The sequence below is a fragment of the Candidatus Zixiibacteriota bacterium genome, from assembly GCA_029860345.1.
Taxonomy (GTDB): Bacteria; Zixibacteria; MSB-5A5; order GN15; family FEB-12; genus JAJRTA01.
This window is the reverse complement of sequence record JAOUBJ010000002.1, coordinates 1-22,041: the sequence shown is the minus strand read 5'-3', so window position 1 is coordinate 22,041 and position 22,041 is coordinate 1. Positions and strand designations below refer to the sequence as shown.

Genomic DNA, 22,041 nt, shown 5'->3' with positions numbered 1-22,041 from the left:
AAGCCCTCAAGAACTTTTTCAGGGCGCAAAAGTACGGGGCTTCCCGTCCGGCTGAGGTCTAAATCTCTTTAAGAGATTTCACCTTTCGCAATTTTCGAAACAGTGAGATATATTCTTTGACCATTATCTCCTCGGCCGCCGAAAGACCCTCCATCATCGGGATACCGATACGGAGAACGGCCCGCACCATGTCCGAGGTTGTGCGGTCGTACCTCCTGGCCAGATTCTTAAGCTGCTCCTTCAGCTCAAAAGACACAAAAACGTTGAGGCAGTGGTCACCTCGCACGCGCTGAGTTTCGCCGGGCTTTTCAGTCATGGTTTCTCCTTGTTAATCCGTTGTTTTGTGTTCGTTTTGCTTTAAGTTCAGGCGGCCACCCATCGGCCGCTCCCATCGGTGCCTTGTTGTTGCCATTGTTAGTGATACTTTTCATGCCCGACCAAGAGCTGGGGTGAGCTGATGGTCAGATTGTACTTGGTGCGAAACAGATTCAGCACCGGTTTCCAGGTCTGCCTGCGGTCGCGATTACGGATAATCTCATTCAACTGAACGAGGTACTTCGAGTTACACACCGGACATGCCTGCTCCTGTCCGGCCCTAAGACCGAAAACCTCATCGGCCAACGGGGCCAGCAGCCTTCTGAGTTTCTTCAGACTACGCTTGTGCAAGGCTTCCAGTTTGTGCACCGGTCGGCCGGACTTATCCGAAATCTGTCGATAACTCTCTCCCATATAGTGGAAGCGGATTATGAATTCCCGTTCCTCGTCATCCAGTCGGTACAAAGCGACGTCGACCGTCTGACAGATTTGCTCCGCCCGCCTGTCAGATTGGTCAGCATCGATACTATCAGACGCCTGGCATTGAGTTTCCGGATCGCGGCCGAGATCAACTATCCAGTTTTGGTAGACAATTCGATTGCCTGACATTAACACCCCCTTTCACGGGTCTGAGAATACGCCTGTCGTTGCCCTTCCAAAATGCTACCAAAGACGGCGTTGCGCCATACCGCGCAGGTCGTATCACTTCAATGTAACATCACATTTTATGAGTCATGTGATACACGTATTGGCGGTTTCATGGGAAAAAGATTTTTGACTCGCGTTCTCTGGCCGTGTTAGTTATTTTGGGAGGTGAAACGTTGACAACAGAACCTTCCGCCCATGAGGTCGCGCTGGACAGTCCCGACTACCAAAGATATTCCGCCTATGAGGTTGAAAGCCAACCTGGTGGTCCCTATCAGCAGTTTCTGGATTGGTCCGGCAATGTTGAGTTCCGTCGGTCCAAAGCGACCGGGATAGCTCTTTTCTTACTACTGATCGCCTACCCCATCTTTTCCGTCGCCTTTGCCGGTGATCCGGAAGACCTGAAACTGCTAGAGAACGACACCGTGCTGCTATTCACACTGATCGCTACTATTATGATGCAGTGGATGATGTTCCTGCTGCTTTATGTTGCGACATATCGGGAGCAGACATTCCTGCGCGGATTGGGGCTGAAGAAACTGCGCGGGACAGATATCGCCTGGGCGATCAGCTTTTTATTGGTGGCCAATTTGATACTGCTTGCTCTCGCCTGGATACTGGCGCAATTGGGCATGCCGATGCCGGGCGAGATTCAGTTTTTGATTCCGGAGGATACCACCGGACGCATTGTCTGGGTGATGGTGTCGGCGACGGCCGGCTTCTGCGAAGAAATCGCTTTCCGCGGCTACCTTATGACCCGGCTGCGCATTCTGGGGAAGACCAAAACCTGGCTGATGCCGGTGGTGGTGTCGTCGCTAACTTTCGGCATACTGCACGCCTATCAAAGCCTGCCGGGCGTAATCATCCTGTCTGTCTATGGATTGATGTTCGCCCTGCTTTACATTCGGACGCGCAGTTTGTGGCCGTGCATAATCGCCCACTTCTTTCAGGACTTCACGGCGCTGTTTATTCCGCAGTGACGCCGAGTTTTACCACTACTGACAATCCGCACAGTAGGGATCACAATCACAGGGCAGCGGCGGCGGACCGCCAGTGAACATGAAGTCAACGAGGTAGACGAGGTCACTGATATCGATTTCAAAATCCATGTTCATGTCCGCTTCCTTAAAGCAAGGCGGGGACGGGCCAGCGGTGAACATGTAGTCCACCAGATAGATTAGGTCGGAAATGTCCACAGCATCCCCCCAGTCATAGTCAACATTGCCCCGGATCGGCGGAAGGCAGTCGGCGGTTACCGGAAGACAGAGGTATTCTTGGTAAAAAGTGTGGCACTCTTGGGCTGAGGCTATGAATGCGGCCCAACCGAGTCGCGAGGTGATAAGGCAGGTAAACACGACAAGCGGATCACCCGGAACAATGGTGCGACCGGACACAAATGTCATCACCGAGTGCAGGTCGGCGTCAAGGGAATCAGACAGAACGTACCCCTCGCGCGCTGTCATCAGACTATCCAGCTCGTTAGGAACAAACCCACCGGCGGGATAGACCCAAAGAGAATTACTCCCCGTCCAGGCGCCATAAAGGTCGGTCGGAGATCCCGGCTGGAAACCGCAATGGATGATTTCCAAAAGCTCAATCCCACCGTAGCGGTCGTTGTTCTGTTGACACTCTTCCGGGTCTTCATCGTACTCTGAACCGCGCTGGTAGATCAGCCGCTCGGCAGGGCTGAAGCCGGAACGATTGCGGGAAGCAGTGTCGGAAGGGATATCCCAGTCGATTATTTCACCGATGTTCAGGTTGGTGTGCGTTTGGCCGTCAGCCGACGATATCATCAGGACCTGAATGACAAAGTTGGTACCCGGGGAACCGGTCTGATCCGGATGAATCCACCATTTCTCGATCTGGATACCGGTGTCGCGAGTCACGAACCGTGACATGTAGGCATCGTCGACATAGACAGAACAGGTCGGGCATTCGGGGATCACTCCAACCAAGAAACGAACCGATGTCGCATGACCCATCGGAATAAAGCCGTTATCGCTCTGAGGACCCTGACCAAAGATCGACCAGTTACAAATGACAGAGTCACCATCCGGCCAGCAGATTACCGGTGAGGCATCGTACAGATAAACCGTGGCGTCACCGGGGATTGTGTCTTCGGCGCCTTCGAGATCGTCGCAGTCACCATAGTCGAAGAAGTCCAGGTTGACATGTCCGTCCCCCTGGTTGCCGAAATTGCCATTGTTAGATACAACCAACGAGAAACATCCGGTGGTGACCGTATCGAACGTGGGCAGGTAGAGCGTGTCGGCCACCCAGCACTCAATGCCGAGAGTCACCGAGTCCTCCAGAGGGTAATCATGATCCAAGACGAGCCGGCCTTTCAGATAAACGATTGTCCCCGGCGCGTTGACAATGCCGCCCGAGTTCAGACTAATCGTACTCGCCAACCGGTTGCCGCCGGGTGGAAGCACGATTGTCCCCTGCAATTCAGGAGGTAGCGAAAGCCATCCTGAAGGGCCTGTTTCCTCCAGGGGAATTATCGAAAACACGATGTCCGAGTCGCCGCTGTTGCTGAACGAAATGGGTGCGTCCAGTTGCTCACCATGCCGGGTCCAGGTTGGCCAGTCGTACCCACCCATCGGCTCTACCCAGAAGTCGGGACAACGCGAGTCCGTTGTCGTCGGCGCACTAACCGCGAGTGGTTGGCCACAGAGGACAACTATCAGAACTATTGTATTGAACAACCATCGGCAGACTGAGTACATGATGCCTCCATAGCGAGTTTCGTCTCCGCATCGGCTGCGCTGGTGCGCTGGGAACTCAAATAGAGGCCCACCTTTACTGAAATCCAGAACAGGGGGCGATAGCCCCACACGGCTGCGGCGGTGGACCACCGGTGAACATGAAATCAACAAAGTATACCAGGTCGCTAATATCGATTAAACCATCGGCATTCATGTCCCCTTCCTCAAAGCAGGGTGGCGGCGGGCCACCGCTGAACATGTAGTCAACCAGGTAGACAAGATCAGATATGTCTATAGCTCCCCCAGGGTCATAGTTCACATTGCCTGGTCCCATGCAGCAACCGTTGGACGGAGGTATCAGATTCATTCTGTACCATTCGCGACAATCCTGGGCTGAAGCTATAAATGCTGCGTAGCCCAATCGCGAAGTGATCAGGCAACTGTATATCATGATGAGATCGGAAGGAGCCAAGGTGTATCCGGAAAGATACGTCATCACTGAGTGCAGGTCAGAGTCGACCGAATCCGATAAGACATAACCCTCACGGTTGGTCATTAGACTGTCTAACTCTTCCGGGATAAACCCACCGGCGGGATAGACCCACAGTGGGCTACTGCCCGTCCAGGCGCCGTAAGGTTCATGAATCGCGTTCCCGGTCTGACCATCGCACTCGATGATCCGCAGAAGTTCGATACCGCCATAACGGTCTGAGTTTTCCTGGCACTCTTCAGGATCGTCATGGTACTCAGTGCCCCACTGGTAAACCAGTCGGACGGCAGCGCTGAAACCGGAACGGTTGCGCGATGCGCTGTCTGAGGGGATATCCCAGTCGATAGCCTCACCGATGTTCAACCCGGTGTGCGTCTGGCCGTCGGCCGATGTGATCCGCATAGCTTGAATGATGAAGTTGGAACCCTGGGAGGCGCTTTGGTCCGGATGTATCCACCATTTCTCGATCAGTAAACTGGTGTCATGAGTCACAAAACGAGACATGTAAACATCCGGGTAGTAAAGAGGATTGTCGTCTAGGTCCGTACCGTAGAGGAACTGAGTCGAGACAGAATGATCCAACGGGACAAAACCGTCATCGCTCAAGTAAGTAGTTCCCCAAATCGAGAAGTTGCATCGGACCGTATCGGTAGCATCGGTCCAGCAAATCACCGGCGAGGCATCGTACAGATAGACCGTGGCGTTGCCGGGGATAGTATCTTCGGCATCCTCTAAGTCGTCGCAGTCACCATAGTCGAAGAAATCGAGGTTGACGTGGCCGACGCCCTGGTTGCCGAAGTTACCGCTGTTGGATACCACCAACGAGAGACATCCGGTGGTGACCGTGTCGAACGCAGGCAGGTAGATTGTGTCCACAATTAGAAAGTCGATCGGGAATACATACGGTGAACCAATCATGTTACCTTCGAAGGTCATACTGCCTGTCAGACTGATAATCGTACCGGGAAGGTTGATAGTACCACCGGCGTTTATGGTAACAGTTCCGCTAAGAATGTTATTGGCGCCTGGAGGAATAGACCCCGACTGAAGTTCGGGTGATATCGACAACCAATCTGAGTAAGGACCAGGGTCTTCGTTCAACGTCGTCGAGAAATCGGTGGTAATGTTGCCGAGGTTTTCGATAGTCAGCAACTTGTCATACTGAGTTCCGTGCTTGGTGTACTCGGGATAGTCAATGTCCGTCCAGTTGACACGCCAGCCCGAACCCTGCCTTGGCTCAATGCAGGCCAGTCGAAACCAACGAACTTCCGCCTGCTGATAACTTCCTTCACCCAAAACCGCCGCACCGGGGTCGGCATCGTCGATGAACATTACATCGAGAAAGTGGTCGCCAGTGTACTGCCCGCTGGGATCGATTGTCACACTCTGCGACATATCGGAACCGGTCAGATTGGTGCCGAACCGCGCCATCGAAGCCCAATGCTCGGAGCGGCAACGCCCACCCGATCCGGATGCCGAATCACAGTGGGGTGTGTAGGTGTTGGTAAGATTGTAGTTGGAAGACCAGGTCAACCCGCCGTCATCGGAAATGGCCAAATGAAGATCGCCATTGGCCGCACCCGGGGATATTCCCGACCCGCCGAAGGCGCGTTCTGCGCAGTCGTCATACGCCTCGTTATAGGGATCGATGAACTGTGTCCATAGGCAGTAAAGCTTGCCCTCACATTCGGACAGAGACATTTTTGATCCATTCAATTGCCAGGCGCCACCATCGCAGTTGGATTGATCATACTCCAGATGAGCAACAGTACGCACGTTTCCGCCACCCGAATAATAGCCTAAGTTTTCGCCCCAGTGAAACACCCGACTCCTTGTCTGATCCACGTCACCCCCACTGTTGGCGTCAGCCGGCCAGACTCTCCCCCCCCAGGCCACATGAAAGTCATCCTGTGTGTCGATTAGGGCCGAGACGTCGGTGTATGGTCGATAGCCCTCCTGACCATCGACGTTCTGAGTCAGGTTGACCCGTGGTTGCCAACTGGTTGGGGCGCCATGGTTGTGGGATATCTGGAAATACAGATCGTTATCGCTATTTGGGAACGGTCGCCCCTGTTGGCTCGAACAAGTATCGCAGTCGCCCGGATCGGGCAGGTTGGCCAACCAGACCAGCGCTACCTTGGCGCTGGTATTGGAACAGGCCAGGTCATAGGCGATGTTGAACACGGTGTCGACCGACCAGGACGGCCAGTCCCAGTCCCCCGTGTCGTCGGCACCGACCTTGCGCCAGTAGGTCAGCTTTTTCGGAATCTCCGGGACGCCCTCAGACGATACAACCAAAACATGCAACACCGGATCGTGCCCCGGCGAATCTTGATAGCGGAACTTGGGCCACCTCGAAGCTACCAGCGTATCGCCGCCGTGATTGATCCATCCGGTTGAATCCGGGATTCGTCGGTTCATACCGAAGAACGCAAAACCCGGCCCGAAATCCCAGTAGAAATGGCTGGCCTCGTTGTAGCCTGCGTAGTTGTTGTGTCCGCCGAGCACCACGCGGCCATCGGAAGTTACATCGATTCCGACAAAACCGGCGTACTCTCCGTTCGGTTGAATCTTTTCCTGTCCCAGGAAAGTCCCTGCGGAACCGCCTTCCGAGTAGTACGCGTTGTAAGCATAATGACGGTTTTGGTCCGAGCTCGTTTCAAGGCGCATCCAATTGAAATGAACCATGAACCCCAAGCCGCCGAGTGAGTCGTGACCCCAGTCGACCATGCGCCCCATCGAGCCGTAGTGCTGCATATCCCACCAGGTGTCACCGACCAAGGTTCCAACTGCGTCGGTGGATGCATCAACCAGTCCGAGAGGCTGACCAGTTTCTCCATCAACTCTGCCTGCCGGGAAAGAATAGTGCAGCGACCGGTCTACCAAGCGGCTCGACCTGCGGGCTTCGTCGGCATCGCCGGCCGAATGAATGTCCGAGCAGATTCCGACTATCAGAAGGCAGACTACTATTATTGATCTACGTCTCATGTACATCCAGTCCTCGCGGTCGATTCAGCTCACAAATCGTGAACGGTGGATACACAGTGTCGGCTCCTTACTCCATTTGTCAAAGTCAGGGGCAGGCCACCGGCGGCGGCCCTCCGGTGAACATAAAGTCCACCATCCAGACCAGATCGGAGATGTCTATGGCTCCATCACCGGTTAGATCGGATTCCTCGAAACACTCCATCGAGCACGCGAAGAAGAACATGAAATCTACAAAGCAGACCAGGTCGGCAATAGTAACCTGATCATCCGGGTCATAGTCGACGTTACCGCGGATCGGCGGCATACAACAGCCGCAAACCGGTGTCTTAAGGTTGTCGACATACCAATCCTGGCATTCCTGAACCGTGGCCATAAACGCTGCAAAGCCCAGCCTACTGGTGATCAGACACTTGAACACCCACAACTCCCTGGTCGGCGTCAGAGTGTAGCCGGACTTGAAAGTCATCACCGAAAACAGATCGGCATAGATGGAATCGGACAATACATATCCATCGCGGGCCGTCATAAGACTGTCCAGTTCGGAGGGGACAAAGCCTTCGTTTGGATAGACCCACAGGGAGTTACTGCCGGACCAGCCGCCGTAGGGATCGGGACTCTCAGTGACAGTCCCCCCGTCGTCTTCTTTAATGTTCAACAGCGCGACACCACCGTAGCGATCTGAATTCTCCTGGCACTCTTCGTAGTCATCATTGTACTCAGCACCCTGCTGATAGACCATTCGCTCGGACGCACTGAATCCGGAGAGATTACGCACCGCAGAATCAGCCGGTATATCCCAGTCAATCGCTTCCCCGATGTTGAGGCCGGTGTGCGTCTGGCCGTCAGCCGATTTGATCCTCAGTATTTGGATGATCCAGTTGGCACCCTGGGACGCACTCTGATCCGGATGGACCCACCACTGCTCAATCTGGATACTGGTGTCATGAGTCGCGAACCGTGACATATATGTGTCGTCGACAAACAGTGACTCAGGTACCGAATCACACGACATTCCGTAGAAGAAGGGAACCGAGTCCGCATGCCCGAGGGGGATAAAGCCGTGCTCCGACGGAAAGCCGTCGTTGAATATCGACCAGTTGCAATGCACCGTTTCGCTTTGGTCCCGCCAGCATATAACCGGAGAGGCATCGTTCAAGTAGACGGCGGAGTTACCCGGTATTGTGTCCTGGGGTTGTTCGAGATCGTCGCAGTCGCCGTAGTCGAAGAAATCCATATTCACCTTGCCGATACCCTGATTGCCGAAGTTCCCGTGATTGCTGACGGTCAAAGCCAGACATCCGGTCGAAATGGTATCCCAGGCGGGGACATGCATCGTATCCATCACCCAGACATTGATCGGCAGCGTGTCCGGGCTGGTCATCTGGTTTCCCACCGCGATCAGACGACCTCCCAAGTGCACTACCGTGCCGGGATCGTTTACCATGCCGCCGGCGTTTACCGTGACCAATCCGGTGACGGTGTTGTCCATACCGGTACCACACGATACCGTCCCCTGCAACTCAGGCGACAAGGTCAACCATCCCGAGTATGTGCCGGAATCTTCTTCGATGGTAAATACAAAGTCGGTGGTCCAATTGCCTGAGTTAGTGATTACCAACTGAGTGTCCATGGTGGCGCCGTGGTGAATCCAGGCGGGAAAACCCAACTCGGACCACGACGGCTCCAAAGTACTCCAAGGCACCGGCTCGACACAAGCCATCCGGAACCAACGAACGTCGCTTGAAGTCCAGGTACCCTCGTCCTTGGTGATAGCGCCGGGATCGGCGTCGTCAATGTACTGAACATCGAGAAACCAGTCGCCCGAATAGGAGCCACTGGGATCGATTACCACCGGACTGGGTCCAAAGGTGTGATTGGTGCCGAAACGAGCCATGGACGGCCAGTGTTCCGATTGACACCGTCCCACCGCACCACTGGCCGAGTCACAATGGGGCGAGCGCGCATTGGTCAGGTCTCGCGGCAGGTCCCAGGTGTTGCCGCCGTCATCGGAGACGGCCACGTACAGTTCCCCATTGGCCGAGCCGAAAGCATCACCACCGGCGCCGAAGGCACGATTGTGACAGTCGTCATCGATACCATTCGGTATATCGTTGAACTGCGTCCACAAGAAGTACATCTTGCCGTCACACTCGGAAACGGACATTTTGGAACCGTTCAATTGCCAGGCGCCGCCGTTGCAGGTTGTTTGATCCCATTCCAAGTTGGCCGCGGTCGTAATGATAGCATCCCCGTTGGCGTCGAACCCTCCTAGGCCCAAGTTTTCTCCCCAATGAAACATACGACCGCGCAACAGACCGGCCTGACCACCCGAGTTGGCGTCAGCCGGCCAAAAGCGGACACCCCAGCCAATGTGCAGATTGTTGTCGGAATCGATCAGGGCTGACTCGTCGGTGTATGGTCGGTATCCGTCCACGCCATCGACGTTCATGGTGAGATTCACGCGCGGCGTCCATGTTGCGCCATAGTCATAAGAAATCTGATAGTAGACGTCGTTGTCCCACTGGACAAAGTTGTGGCCGCTTTGGCTGGAACAAGTGTCGCAGTCGCCGTCGTCCGGACGGTTGGCAAACCAGGTCAAAGCCACCTTTCCGTCGGTGTTGGAACAAGCAACATCCTGCGCAATGTTGAACACGGTATCTACGACATACGGCGGGTAGTCCCAATCGCCCGTGTCGTCGGCGCCGACCTTGCGAAAGTAGATGACCGCTTGTGGATCACCAGCGCCGGGTTCTGAAACCTGCGTGAAGACATGCGAAACGGGATCATGACCCGCTATCTCCTGATACCGAAATCTCGGCCAGATAGCAGACTTTAGCGAGTCGGTCTCCCAGTCTTGGCCGGTGCCTGCGGCCACCACGGAATCTTCGACCCGCCTGTTCATACCGAAGAAGCCAAAGCCGGGAGCAAAATCCCAGTAAAGATGCGCCTGATGTCCTCCGCCTGAGTTGTTGTGTCCTGCCAGTGCCGCTCTGTTGTCGGCGGAGGCATCGATACCCACGTAGCCCGCATATTCACCCGGGCCTTGCACACTCGTTAGGCCGAGCAACTCGTCACTCTGCGAGAGATATGCGTTGTAGGCATAATGGCGATTGGCTGAAACGTTTGTTTCCAATCTTGTCCACACAAAGTGTACTATCAGTTGGTTCTCGGAATCCCACCCCCAGTCAATCATTCGACCCATCGACCCATTGCGCTGGATGTCGTACCAGGTGTTGCCTACGACCAGGCCGGGTGCTGTCGAATTGCTCGATGCACGACCGAGCGACATATCCTGGTGTCCAGCCGAAGCAGGGTCAAGCGGGTTTTCATCGGCTGTCGGCAACAGGTCGTCAAGGCTCTTTGCCACGCGTGGGTTCACTTTCTGAGTCGTAACCGGCCGACTCGCAGCCATCACATTGGTGGCGGTCACCGTGATGATTGTTACGACTATGGTGAGAAGTCTGGTCGTCATCCTTTCCTCCTAAGATGCTCTATATCGACACTACTTACTATCCATCACTTGCACCGCTAAGGACACGGCGCAGGCGGGGCGCCGAAGCTGAACATGAAATCAACAAACCAAACGAGATCTGATATATCGATCACGCCGTCGCCATTGATATCGGCTTCTTCGAAACAAGGCGGCTCCTGCCCACCTGCGAACATAAAGTCAACCAGGTAAACCAAGTCGGAGATATCGATGGCATCGGCGCCGTCATAGTCGACATTACCGCGGAGCGGCGGGATGCAGCAGGGGCCGATGAGCCCACTTACAAAATACTCATAATACCAGTCATGGCACTCCTGCGCCGAGGCGATAAAGGCTGCATAACCCAGACGACTTGTAATCAGACATTTGTAGACCCACAGTGTCTTGGTCGGGGTCAATGTGTAGCCGCTCTTGAAAGTCATCATTGAGTATAGATCGGCATCAAGCGAGTCCGAAAGGACGTATCCCTCGCGAGCCGTCATCAAGCTATCGAGTTCTTCCGGGTCAAAACCGCCACCAGGATGGACCCACAGACTGTTACTACCGGACCAGGCGCCGTAAGGATAGGAACTCTCGGTGACGGTTCCATCATCGTCTTCTCTGATACCCAGCAATTCAATTCCACCGTAGCGGTCTGAGTTGTCCATACACTCTTCGGGGTCTTCGTCGTACTCAGAACCCTGCTGGTAAACCAACTTGAGGCCGGCATCAAAACCGGACCGGTTGCGCATGGCGGTGTCAGCCGGGATATCCCAGTCGATAGCTTCACCGATATTCAAACCGATATGTGTCTGACCATCGATCACTGTGATCCTCAAAATCTGAATGATCCAGTTGGAACCCTGGTCGGCGCTTTGATCGGGATGGACCCACCACTTCTCGATCAGGATACCGGTATCACGTGTCACGAACTGCGAGAAATAAGTATCCTCAACGAAAAGAGATTCGGTCGGGCTGTCACAGCAGACACCGACGAAGAACGGAACCGATGCGATATGACCCACTGGTATGAAACTGTTCTCAGACGAAGGGCCGTTACCGTAGATCGACCAATTGCAAATCACGGAATCACCGTCCGGCCAGCAGATGACCGGGGAGGCGTCGTTGACGTAGACGGTCGCATCGCCGGGGATAGTATCCTGCTCACCTTCGGAATTGTCGCAGTCGCCGTAGTCGAAAAAGTCGAGATTGACATGACCGGCGCCCTGGTTGCCCCAGTTACCCAGGTTGGACACGACCAATGAAAAGCAACCGGTCGAAATGGTATCGAACATCGGCGGCACCACGGTGTCAACGATGAAGAAGTTGATCGGAAAGACATACGGCGAACCAACCAGGTTACCGGTTGCAGTCATGTTACCTCTCAGGTTCACAAGCGTACCGGGAAGATTGATGGTGCCACCTGCGTTGATGGTAACAGTGCCACTGACGGTATTATCCTCACCAAAACCGATGGTTCCAGCCGACAGTGAAGCTGATACCGACAGCCAACCTGAGTGGGGACCGGCATCTTCGTTTAGGGTCATGGTAAAGTTGGTGGTCGTATTGCCGTCATTCTCGATAGTCAGCGACTTGTCATACTGAGTACCATGTTTGGTGTACTCAGGATAGTCGATTTCCTGCCAGGAAGGAGCCCAGCCCGGAGTCGGAACCGGCTCGACACAGGGCATACGAAACCATCGGACAGAGCTTTGCTGCCAGGTCCCCTCGTCATATACAATGGCACCGGGGTCGGGATCGTCGATGTATTGCACATCAAGGAAGTAATCGCCGGTGTAGCCGCCACTGGGATCGACAATAACGACATTCGAGCCGACTGCGTGGTTGGTTCCGAACCGAGCCATCGACGACCACATTTCCGATTGACAGCGACCGACCGGGCCGTCGATGGAATCACAGTGCGGCGTGCGAGTGTTGGTGAGGTTACGCGGATAGTCCCAGTTCATGCCGCCGTTATCGGAAACGGCAACATACAGTTCGCCGTTGGCCGACCCGGAATAATCAGAATTACTTCCGAATGCGCGATCGTGACAATCGTCTTCCACACCGTTGGGGATGTCATTGAACTGTGTCCAAAGGAAGTACAGCTTACCATCGCACTCCGAGACCGACATTTTGGCGCCGTTCAGGTTCCAAATGCCACCATTGCAAACGGTCTGATCCCATGCGAGATCGACCGCAGTTCTGATGATAGCATCTCCATTGCCATCGAATCCTCCTAAGCCCAGATTCTCTCCCCAATGAAACATTCGACCACGCAACAAACCGACCTGACCACCCATGTTTGCATCGGCCGGCCAATAGCGCCCACCCCATCCTATGTGCAGATTATTGTCGGAATCGATCAGCGCCGATGCATCGCTGAACGGTCTGTAGCCTTCTTCTCCATCGACGTTCATGGTCAGGTTGACGCGCGGATCGAACGTAGCGCCGTAATCGTGCGATATCTGATAATAAATATCGTTGTCCATGTCGTAAAAAGGGCGTCCGTCCTGGCTGGAACAGGTGTCGCAATCACCCGGGTCGGGCAGATTGGCGATCCAGACCATGGCGAATTTGCCGTCAATGTTGGAACAGGCAACGTCGTGGCCGTACCCGTACACGGTGTCGACAATGTAAGGCGGGTAGTCCCAGTCGCCCGTGGCATCCAGTCCCACCTTGCGGAAATAATACAACGGTTTTCCCACCGTGTATGGTTCACTCTGGCGCGCCAGGATGTGCAGAACGTGGTCCTGCCCGGGCACATCCTGGTAACGGAATTTCGGCCAGATGACCGACATCACCGAATCGGTCTGCCAGTCCAGACCGCTGCCCCAGGCCGACACCGAATCGGGAACGCGACGATTTTGAGGGTTCCAGCAGTCAATAAAACCCGGAGAATGCCAGTAGAAGTGGCATTGATAGCCGGAGCCCCGGTTGTTGTGTCCGCCAACACAGGCGCGGCCTTGAGCCGTTACGTCTATCCCGACGTACCCGGCGTACTCTCCATCAGGTTGCACCTTGTCCATACCCACTAAAGAATCCGACTGAGCTCGGTAATAGTTGTGGGCGTAATGGCGGTTCTCCGTTACATAAGTGGCAAGGCGCATCCAACTGAAGTGCACCTGGAAGTCTTCATCTTCGTTCACACCCCAGTCGACCATGCGACCCATGCTGCCGTTATGTTGCATATCGTAATAGGTGTTGCCGACCACAACACCCGGAGCAATCGATGTACTGCCAGCGCGTCCCAACGATTGGCGGTCACCACCCCGCCAGAACGTAGCGGGTTGCTCGTCGTGCAGCGGTAGCGCTGGTTGGGTTGTTCTCGCCGCCGGTCTCAGGGCTTGCTTCATTGTCACCGGTCGACGCGCACCGATAGCAGCGGTGGCCAGCGATGCAACCAACAGGCTGGATATTACAATATGTCGTACTCTCATACCCTCCTCCTCAGGCGTGACCCGCTCACGGGTCCATTGTCATATTTCGACACACCGGGCAACTTCCTGCAACCCGGACAGATTATTACTCGGCCATTACGGGTCCTCGGGCGGTGGACATTCGGCCATGCAACCAAAGCCAAGTCCCAGGAACATGCCATCCACAATACAGATCAGATCTTCGATGTTAATAACACCGTCGCCGTTGACATCCGCTTCCTCAAAGCACATCGGCTCCGGTCCGCCGGTGAACATGAAGTCGACCAGACAGACCAGATCGGAGATGTCCATGCCTGCATCCGGCATAGAGCAGACATTACCGCGCTGTCCGCGGCAGCAACTATAACGTGGGAGTATATGGTCCCGGCTCCACTGATGTCCGGCTTGCACGGCAGCCATGAAGTCTGCATAACCGCCCATCGAGGTTGCCAGCACACTCACGATGTCGAGCGTATCATCCGGCAGCAGCGTATGGCCGACCCGATAGGTCATCGTCGAGTGCAGATCGGCGTTCACGGAATCCGAAAGGACAAATCCTTCGCGAGCCGTCATCAAACTGTCCAACTGTTCCGGATCGAAGCCGCCATTCGGATAGACCCAGAGAGCGTTGCTGCCACTATAAGCACCGTAGAAAGACTGGCTCGGATACTCCCCCTCTCCCATAATCTGGACGAGCGAGATACCTCCCAAGCGGTCATCGTTGTCCATGCACTCTTCAGGGTCCTCATCATATTCAGAGCCGACCTGATAGATCATTCGGGTACCGTGGTCAAAACCTGAAAGATTCCGGCTGGCGGAATCGGACGGGATATCCCAGTCGATCACTTCGCCGATTGACAGGTCAGTATGCGTTTGGCCGTCGTTGGAGAAGATTCGCAATCGATGGACCAGGAACTGGCAGGTGTCCGGCTGGTCTTTGGGTGCATACCAGCTTTGCCGCACTCCGACTCCGGAGTCCTGAGTTTGGAACTCGGATTCATAGTACACGAAATCGCCTGAATCGACCGGCGGTTCATACGACACGGGCAAGAATCCGTGTGACAACCATGGCGAGCTTCCGAAGATCGACCAGTTGCACAAAACCGAATCACCATCCGGCCAACAAATCACGGGAGAAGCGTCATACAAGTATACCTGGGAGTAACCGGGGATGGTATCGTCGGGGAATTCAAGGTCATCGCAGTCGCCGTAGTTGAAGAAATCCATATTGACTTTACCGGCTCCCTGGCTGCCGTAGTTGCCGTTGCCTCGCACGATCAGTGACAGACAACCTGTCTCAAGCGTATCAGGCCACAGCTCGTAAGCCTCCGGGATTACATGGCAAACTGCGTCAAAACTGAGCGGACTGTTCTCGAAGGGGCCTTCAAACAAAAGCGTTGCCCTGAGTGTTACCCAAGTACCGGGCTCATTGACGATGCCGCCGGCATTCATGATAAGTCCGACGTCGTATATCGCACCTGCCTGGATCACTCCCGTTTCCGGAAGACCGAACTCCAGCCACCCCGGTGGACCGGTATGGTCAGTGATGGTTAACGTATAATTGGCATCCAGATTACAGTCATTGAAGAAGCTGACCCACTGATAAGAGGGTTGGCCGTGACCGGTGGAGGTCGTATTCGCACCGCTCGTTCCTATACAGGCGAGAAACTCCGGCTCCACACATGGCAAACGGAACCAGCGTACCTCGTTCAACATCCAACTCCCTTCGTCCTGAACTATCACGCCCGGGCTGGGATCGTCGATGTATTGGACATCGAGGAAATAATCGCCGGTGTATCCGGAGCCGGGATCGATAACCACATAGTCCGATCCGGGGAGAGTCTGGTTGGTGCCGAACCGCGACATTGATGGAAAGTGTTCCGACTGGCACCGTCCGCCGGGACCGCCTTCGATGTCACAGTGTGGTGTATAGGTGTTGGTCAGGTTACGCGGCAGGTCCCAGCTAAAACCACCGTCATCAGATACGATCAGGTATATCTCTCCGTTGGCAGAACCGAAAGCATCACCACCGGCGCCGAAAGCCCGTTCGGCACAGTCGTCTTCGATCCCGTTGGCCACATCGTTGAACTGTGTCCAGAGGTAGTACAGGTTGCCATCGCACTCGGACAATGTCATTTTGGAGCCGTTTAGTTGCCAACTGCCACCGTTGCATGTCGTCTGATCCCAGTCCAGTTTGGCCGCGGTGCGAATGATCGCATTGCCGCTGGTATCGAAGCCACCGAAACCGAGATTCTCACCCCAGTAGAACATGCGACACCGCAACAGGCCGGCGTTTCCTCCGCTGTTGGCGTCGGCCGGCCAAAAACGACCGTTCCAGGCGATTCGCAGATTGTTGTCACTCCCAATCAGCGGTGACAGATCAGTGTATGGACGATATCCATCGACTCCGTCGACGTTCATGGTCATGTTCACGCGCGGTTGGAAAGTAGCGCCGTAGTCATTCGATATTTGGTAGTAAACGTCGTTATCCCACTGCGCGAAATTCTGACCGTTTTGGCTGGAACAAGTGTCGCAATCGCCCGGGTCGGGCCGGTTGGCTATCCAGACCAGAGCCATCTTGCCGTCGACATTTGAGCAGGCCACGTCCTGGGCGATATCGAACACTGTATCGACCACATACGCAGGGTAGTCCCAATCGCCGGCACTTCCCACGCCCACTTTCCTACTGTAATAGATGGCCTGCGGATCACCGGCGTCGGGTTCCAAAACCTGGGAGAAAACATGAGTCACCGGAGTCTGGCCGGCGATGTCCTGATAACGCATCTTGGGCCATATTCCGAACCCCACCGAATCCGGGACACACGAATGGTCACCGAAAAAACCGAAGCCCGGGCTGACATCCCAATACACACAGGGTTGCCCGCTGGAGTGGGCTGCAATGACCGCTCGGTTGTCGACAGCAGCATCAATACTGGGGAAGCCGCCATAAGTCGCCGGGTCCTGCACCATTGTCAGTCCCAGCATGCTGTCCGTCACCGAATAGTAGCAGTTGTAAGCCGCGCTTCGATCCGACCCAGGGTAAACCGGCCAGCGCGTCCAGGTGAAGTGCACCAGCACTTGATTGCTGTCATCCCATCCCCAGTCGACCATGCGACCCATCGAACCGTTCTGTTGCAGATCGTACCAGGTGTCGCCGATCAGTTTTCCTGGCGACGTCGATGCGGTCTCTGCCCTGCCCAGCGGTTGTCCCGGCTGGTGAACGTCGGTGCTCAACGGACCGTGACCATGCGCTGTGACATTTGTCGCCGATTTTGCCACCGGCGAGATCGGGCGAGACACCTGTTTGGCCTGTTGAGCGGCCAGCACGGTCGTTGAAACAAAAAAGCACGCTACCAGCATGCCCACCAACGTTCGATACCTCCCTGTCATTGTGTGCTCCTTGTTGTAATCAGTCTCTATGTTGTCTCCAGGCGATAATTTCAGTGTCCAGGTTCGAAACCGGGTTACAGATTCCGGACCATATCATTTTTCGTGCTCTCATTGCGGCGGCTCCGATAGCGGACAGGCCGCCGGTTCGCACTCAGACGGATTGCTGAACATATACTCAACCATACATACGAGATCAGCGATGTCGATTGTGCCGTCGCCATTGATGTCGGTTTCGTCGAAGCAACATAGCGGTCCGCCGGTGAACATGTAATCAACCATCCATACCAGATCGGCGATATCGATCTCATTATTGCCACCGCAATCGACATTGCCGCGCATAGGTCCCACACAACATGGTCCCGATGTTTTGATCGTCGGCCGCCAGTTGGACCCATCAGACATAATGACGAAGGGATGGTGTTCTTCCCTCGTCTCCAGCGAATCCCATGCAATTACGATTTCTCTTTCCGAGCTTGATGGCGTCGGCATGACCAACTCCAACTGAGCCGCGTGGTACCTTCCTGCCCCGATACCCAACAGGCACGACGGATTGAACATATCCACTTGCACTATTCCGTTGGCGGAGTCTCGTGCGTTCTGCCGAAAGGCATCATCCACAGGGTTCAGGTTGGCCGCGGGAATCTCGCCATCGACGCGGACATTGAACGGCATCACGGCGAACCGCAATCCGGGATCGGTGTCCACCCAGACATCCAGCATGATCGTGGTTGTGTTTGCCGGGAAACTGTAGTTGGACAAATAAAGCAAAACGTCTGAAGTGAGTGCCTGGCCCAAAGGCGGTCCGACGCTGTCCGCACAATAAACATCGGGCCAATAGTAGCAAAAGAGTCCCCAGAACAGCAGGTACTTGTCATACAGGGTCCAGCGGTCGTATCCGTCGGTGTCGAATCCTCCTACCGGCCCGGGTCCGCCCGTGTAGATGTAATCAACGATGTATGTCATATCAGACAGGTCATAAGCACCGTCTCCGTTCATATCACCACAGATGGCGTCCGGCGTGCCACCGCAGGTGTCGGGGCTGACGCGCTCACAATGCCAGTCCTGGCCTTCCTGAACGGATGTTATAAAGTCGGCAAAGCCGAACCGGGTGGTTGTCAACATCGTGAAGATATCGATGGTGTCGGTCGGGGCCAGCGTGTAATTGTACTTGTAGGTCATGACCGAATGCAGATCGGCATCGGTCGATGGAGACATGACGTATCCCTCGTTGACACCGATGTAGTGCCAGATGGAATCCGGAACGAGACCACCGGTCGGATACACCTGGGTCGCGTTGTCGGCCGTGTAGGCGCCGTAGGGATCAGTGGTAGTGACTGTGTTGCCGCCGCTGATCTCTCTGATTTCCAGCAGCGAGATGCCGCCATACCGATCGGAGTTTTCCTGGCATTCGATGCCGTCATCGTCATTGTACTCCGACCCTTGTTGATAAATCAGACGCTCAGCCTGCCTAAAACCTGAATTGTTGCGGATACCACTATCGGCCGGAATGTCCCAGTCGACGAATTCACCGATGGCCAGTCCGGGATGTGTTTGGCCGTCGTTGGAAAACACTTGCAGCCGATGGATCAGGTACTGACAGCGGGTGGGTTGGTCCTTGGGTGCGTACCAACTGTGGATCAAACCGAGTCCTGAGTCGCGGGTGATGAACTCCGAACGGTAGAAGTATATATCGCCTGAGTCGACCGGTGGCTCATAAGCCGTCTGTATAAACCCGTTGGGACCGGTGATGCCTTGGCCATAGATCGAGTAATTGCAGCGGATGGTGTCGCCGTCCTGCCAGCAGATCACCGGCGAACCGTCGTATAAATAGATGTCGGTCCCGCCCGGGATGGAGTCGACCGTATCGCAGTCACCCGAGTTGAAGAAATCCATGTTGACCCGACCCATCCCCTGGTTGCCGAAGTTGCCGTTGTTGCTTACTACCAGCGACAGGCAAGCGGTCGAGATCGTATCCGGGAACATATCGACGAACCCGTCGGTGACCCAGCACTCGATGGGCAGTGTGTCGGGGCTACCCACGAAGTTGCCATCGAGAATAAGCGCTCCACTGAGATAGACGTCAGTGGGCGGTTGGTTCACAATTCCGCCACTGTTCAAACTGATCGTGCCTTCAAGAGGCGCTCCACCGGACGGAACGACGCCGCTTTCGAGTCCGCTGGTGGTGAGCCACCCTGGCGGTCCGGTATACTCCCGAACAGTCAATGTGAAGTTGGCATCTTCCGGACAGGGGTTCTCAAGTACCAGCGGTGTATCCAAAGGTACGCCGTGATTCGTGTGAGTGGGCCAGCCGATGCGATACAACGATGAGGCCAGGCACGGAGTCGCATTCGGTTCGATGCACGGTAAACGGAACCACATAACATCGGCTTGCTGCCAACTGCCTTCAAGATACACGATGGAACCGGGGTCTTTGTCTCCGATGTACTGGACGTCGAGGAAATAGTCTCCGGTATAGCCACCGCTCGGATCAAGCACGTAGGCGCCCGACATGTCACCGGACAGGTTGGTACCGAATCGGGCCATCGAAGCCCAATGCTCGGAACGACAAGCACTGTCGACTCCCGCGCCGGGATCGCAGTGCGGCGTATATGTGTTGGTTAGATTGTGAGCTTGATCCCAGGTCAAACCGCCATCAGCGGAGACGGAAAAGTACAGTTCACCGTTGGCCGAGCCGTAGATTTCAGGATTCTCACCGTAGGCGCGCTCGGCGCAATCGTCTTCAACTCCGGCCGGGACATCGTTGAACTGAGTCCACAGGTAATACAGTTTACCGTCACATTCACTAATTGTCATCTTGGCGCCGTTCAGTTGCCAGACGCCGCCGTTGCAGTCGGTTTGATCCCACTCAAGGCTGGAGACGGTACGTATTATCGGATCACCGCCTAAATCATATCCACCCGTACCAAGATTTTCCCCCCAATACTGCATGCGACAGCGCAACAACCCGGCTTCACCCCCTTGATTGGCGTCAGCCGGCCAGAAGCGTCCGTTCCAGGCAATGCGCAGATTGTTGTCGGAACCCATTAGGGCTGAGAGATCGGTGTATGGTCGATAGCCCTCTTCACCGTCGACGTTCATTGTCAAGTTCACGCTGGGTGAAAAAGTCGCGCCGTAGTCATGCGATATCTGATAGTAAATGTCGTTGTCCCATTGCACGAACGGTCGACCGTTTTGGCTGGAGCAAGTGTCGCAGTCTCCCGGATCGGGCAGATTAGCAATCCAGACCAGCGCCACTTTGCCGTCGACGTTAGAGCAAGCCACATCCTGGGCGATGTCGAATACGGTGTCGACCACGAACGGCGGGTAGTCCCATTCACCAGTGTCATCGGACCCGACCTTGCGGAAATAGATGAGCGCTTGCGGGTCACCCTGGTTCTCTTGCCGGACCTGCGTGAACACATGCAACACATCGTCGGCAGGACCTTCCTGGTAGCGAATGGACGGCCAAATGGCCGACTTGAGTGAGTCGGTTGGAGCACAGTTGAGACCGGCGGCTAACACCGAGTCCGGCACGTGACGATTCATTCCGTAGAAGGCGAAGCCGGGGCCGAAATCCCAATAGGTGTGTGCCTGATCGCCGCTGCCTTGATTGTTGTGGCCGCCGAGCACGGCGCGGCCATCGTTGGTAACATCCAAAGAAACATACCCGGCATACTCCCCATCCGGTTGGATCTTCACTTGACCCAGCGTTGTGCCGGCCTGACCGCCTCCTGCGTAGTATACATTATAGGTGTAGTGACGGTTCTCATTGACTTCGGTAGCCAACCTCATCCATTCAAAGTGAATCATGAAGCCAGCACCGCCGGCCACGTCGTTGCCCCAGTCGACCATGCGAGCCATACGACCAAAGTGCTGCTGATCGAAATAAGTATCACCGATTTTCGTGCCTACAAAGGGGCTGGTGAGTGAGGGCGAGCCGAGTGAAAGTCGCTCACTTGGTCGCTGGTCTGCCCAACCGCGCACGGTCTTATCGTGATCCGTATAACCGTAAGTTCCCGACATGATACCGGGCGCCAACGATTGCTCTTTCGTAGGCGGAGATTCTGCTCCAAAGGCGGACGTAATGAGGAGGGCCGCTGCAACCAGCAGGCTATTCACTGGGAGTCTTTTGATAAACATAACACACCTCCGTGCTAACTGCGGTCCGCAGAAACTGTGGGGCCCCTCCCAACGAATCTTGCAGCACATGTTGTGATCGGCCGGAGCACAAGTCGGTCGATCTTCTGCCAGGACGGCAGTGAATGGGATCGGAAGTGGGTTGTCTCGAAGCTGTCTTGAGGAAGAACATCCAGATACAAACCCCGTCTGCCCTGTCTTCCCCTCAGCCGCCGCACTATCACCTCCGGGTTGTGAGGGAACCGGCGATGCCATCGGACTCAGCCAATGCCGTGCATGTACTTACGGCTTCACAATAAAAATAGTCTTTTGAGTCATTGTTGTCAAGCGCTAATCCTGCGTCGGCGGCCAATCATACTGTCAAGGGTTTTGTGTAAATTCTGTATTTGGCATATCCGTTGGGTTGTTTAGTACGTAAGCTATTAGTCCATATATGATTCTCTCGGCACTGCTTTTGTTATTGAATGATCGCATCGGAAT

General features: G+C 55.0%; 9 protein-coding genes. 1 reads left to right on the top strand and 8 read right to left on the bottom strand.

From position 1 onward, the window contains the following. Positions 1-58: 58 nt before the first annotated feature. Both OEV49_02270 and OEV49_02265 read right to left on the bottom strand, forming a co-directional pair. Complete coding sequence (locus tag OEV49_02270; GenBank protein MDH3889884.1) at positions 59-316, bottom strand: hypothetical protein; 258 nt, start codon at positions 314-316, stop codon at positions 59-61. 98 nt (positions 317-414) lie between these two features. Next, entirely contained in the window at positions 415-924 is a 510-nt protein-coding gene (locus OEV49_02265) for a hypothetical protein (protein MDH3889883.1), read from the bottom strand. Between the two features lie 212 nt (positions 925-1,136). On the opposite strand from OEV49_02265, the gene OEV49_02260 reads away from it, so the two are divergent. After that, positions 1,137-1,940, top strand: coding sequence for a CPBP family intramembrane metalloprotease (locus tag OEV49_02260; protein MDH3889882.1), 804 nt, complete (start codon positions 1,137-1,139; stop codon positions 1,938-1,940). 15 nt (positions 1,941-1,955) lie between these two features. Here OEV49_02260 and OEV49_02255 read toward each other — a convergent pair whose 3' ends face one another. The 6 genes from OEV49_02255 to OEV49_02230 form a co-directional block, all read right to left on the bottom strand. Beyond that, on the bottom strand, positions 1,956-3,689 hold the full coding sequence (locus OEV49_02255; GenBank protein ID MDH3889881.1) for a hypothetical protein: 1,734 nt from the start codon (positions 3,687-3,689) through the stop codon (positions 1,956-1,958). Positions 3,690-3,762: 73 nt separating this feature from the next. After that, positions 3,763-7,146, bottom strand: a complete 3,384-nt coding sequence (locus tag OEV49_02250) for a hypothetical protein (GenBank protein MDH3889880.1) — start codon at positions 7,144-7,146, stop codon at positions 3,763-3,765. Positions 7,147-7,231: 85 nt separating this feature from the next. After that, complete coding sequence (locus OEV49_02245) at positions 7,232-10,618, bottom strand: hypothetical protein (GenBank protein MDH3889879.1); 3,387 nt, start codon at positions 10,616-10,618, stop codon at positions 7,232-7,234. 56 nt (positions 10,619-10,674) lie between these two features. Beyond that, on the bottom strand, positions 10,675-14,055 hold the full coding sequence (locus OEV49_02240) for a hypothetical protein (GenBank protein MDH3889878.1): 3,381 nt from the start codon (positions 14,053-14,055) through the stop codon (positions 10,675-10,677). A 96-nt stretch (positions 14,056-14,151) separates the two neighbouring features. After that, on the bottom strand, positions 14,152-17,424 hold the full coding sequence (locus OEV49_02235; protein ID MDH3889877.1) for a hypothetical protein: 3,273 nt from the start codon (positions 17,422-17,424) through the stop codon (positions 14,152-14,154). Positions 17,425-17,532: 108 nt separating this feature from the next. Continuing rightward, positions 17,533-21,564: a hypothetical protein gene (locus OEV49_02230; protein ID MDH3889876.1), complete on the bottom strand. Its 4,032-nt coding sequence runs from the start codon at positions 21,562-21,564 to the stop codon at positions 17,533-17,535. Positions 21,565-22,041 lie beyond the last annotated feature (477 nt).